This is a genomic window from Pseudolysinimonas yzui (assembly GCF_014653215.1).
GTDB classification, from domain to species: domain Bacteria; phylum Actinomycetota; class Actinomycetes; order Actinomycetales; family Microbacteriaceae; genus Pseudolysinimonas_A; species Pseudolysinimonas_A yzui.
In genome coordinates this window covers 1-632 of sequence record NZ_BNAI01000022.1, presented here as the reverse complement: position 1 = coordinate 632, position 632 = coordinate 1, and the positions used below count along the sequence as shown (strand labels likewise).

At 72.6% G+C, this 632-nt stretch carries 1 protein-coding gene; it reads left to right on the top strand.

Annotated features, from left to right (window positions below):
- Positions 1-632, top strand: a 632-nt coding sequence (locus IE173_RS15410) for an FGGY family carbohydrate kinase (protein WP_268248924.1), incomplete at both ends; no start/stop codon positions are given.

The following is a 632-nucleotide window of genomic DNA, read 5'->3' as shown; positions in this document are numbered from 1 at the left end:
CTCGCGGCCGCCGTTCGGCAGGAGCCGCAGCTGGCCGGCATCGGCATCGACTCCTGGGCGGTCGACTACGGGCTGCTGCGCGCCGGCCGCCTCGTCGGCGCGCCGTACTCCTACCGCGACGAGCGCAACGCGGCCGGCGTCGAGGCGGTGCACGCCCTGGTGCCGGCCGACGAGCTGTACCGCCGCAGCGGCCTGCAGCACCTGCCGTTCAACACCCTCTTCCAGCTCACGGCCGACCGTCTCGCCGGCACGCTCGAGGTCGCCGATCAGTTCCTGCTCATCCCCGACCTGTTCGCCTACTGGCTGACAGGCACGGCCGTCGCCGAGCGCACCAACGCGTCGACCACCGGTTTGCTCGGCGTCGCGACGGGGGAGTGGGATGCCGAGCTGGCGACGCTCCTGTCGATCCCCGGCGCCCTGTTCCCTGAGCTCGTCGACGCCGGCACCGAACTCGGCGCACTCGCCCCGAGCGCGCAGCGCGGCATCGGCGCTACACGTGCCGTCGTGACCGCGGTCGGCACGCACGACACCGCGTCGGCGATCGTCGCCATCCCGGCGACCGACGCCCACTACGCCTACATCTCGTGCGGAACCTGGTCGCTCGTCGGCGTCGAACTCGAGAAGCCGGTGCT